The organism is Salinivibrio sp. AR640 (assembly GCF_001995405.1).
Taxonomy (GTDB): Bacteria; Pseudomonadota; Gammaproteobacteria; order Enterobacterales; family Vibrionaceae; genus Salinivibrio; species Salinivibrio costicola.
Genome location: NZ_MUFD01000057.1, coordinates 1 through 1,361, shown reverse-complemented (window position 1 = coordinate 1,361; position 1,361 = coordinate 1). Strand labels below are relative to the sequence as shown.

Genomic DNA, 1,361 nt, shown 5'->3' with positions numbered 1-1,361 from the left:
CTTTTTTATCATTTATTTTGAACCTAAAGCAGAAAATATTTTTTTAGCTATGATATTAGTAAGATCAATGATTGCTGGATATATTCTCTTCGACATAAAAAAAGATTACGTTTTTTCAGTAACTAAAGCACACCTTCGCTATGTATTGTCGTATTCCATACCTTTAATTCCATATGCACTGTCGAGCGTAATTATATCGCAAATTGATAGGGTCATGATAAATAACCTATTAGGAGAGGTTGAAGTAGGTAAATATTCAATCGATACAACAATCGCAACAATACCTTGGTTTTTATTTRTGACATTGTCTAAAGCGTGGACTCCACAATTTTTTAAATATTTTAATAGTAGTGACTTGTCATCAATGAGTAGAGATTCATTTTCCATACTGATTTTTATTAGCTGTTTCATCGCTCTTATTTCGGCATATGGTAATATACTCAAAGATATACTCTTCAGTGTAGCTTATTCTTCAGACTACCGAGTTATAATTACTATTAGCATTGGAATGTTTTTTTTAGCATTATGGCAAGTTTGGGGGCGGGGAATTGGATTTTCAAAATTTGTTGCATGGAGTTCTATCATTTCTTTACTAAGTGCTGTGTTAAACATCGTATTGAATCTATTCCTTATAAAGCTCTATGGTTTGCTAGGTGCAGCAGTGTCCACATTTATTTCTTACTTTTTTATGGCAATCTTTGGTTATATAGTTTCCAAGTTGATACTAAAGATACCCACTGTACATATCTTGGAACTAGCGCCTATTATCGTTCTTAATTTAGCGTTGCTTTTCTTTGTTTTGTTTGGAGGAGAAAATGTTATGAGAGTTTTGTATGTTATTTCCCTCCCACTTGTGTTCTTGGTTATTTATATGTTTCGTTCGAACTTCTCCAAGTTATTAAGAGGGATATGAGAATGAAATATACCCCTACAGATGTTTTCAAATATATTAATATTATTGAGTCTAAATTTTCGTTATTAGAAAGTGATTTGATGGGCGTTTTTTACTGGCAGCAGGTTAGACACGAGATTTTTAGAGACTTATGCTATAAATTAAAAGTTTATAACACGAAGAGTTCGAGTGATAATTTCTCACAAAAAAAATCGGGAAATGGAACTGGCATTCTTGCTTTCTTTGATTCAATAATTAAATTTCTTTGGAAAGTGAAACAGTCTGATACTGTTATTATCAATTCGGGGCGGTTTAGGAAAGTCAACGGCCAATTATTAGATGTTTATACATACCCGATGATACAATCACTAAGGGATAAAGGTCTGTGTTTTGCTGAAGTTTCTCTAAATTCCTTTAAATTTGTTTCAACTGAAAATGCTATTGATACCAGATGGGCTAAATATATAGC

2 protein-coding genes are annotated in these 1,361 nt (G+C 32.2%); both read left to right on the top strand.

Translation table 11 applies throughout. The annotated features are described in order from the left end of the window. On the top strand, window positions 1–913 hold a 913-nt coding region (locus tag BZG75_RS15140; protein ID WP_131825155.1), incomplete at its 5' end, for an oligosaccharide flippase family protein. 2 nt (window positions 914–915) lie between these two features. Continuing rightward, window positions 916–1,361: hypothetical protein (locus BZG75_RS15135; RefSeq protein WP_131825154.1), on the top strand; the 446-nt coding region annotated here is incomplete at its 3' end.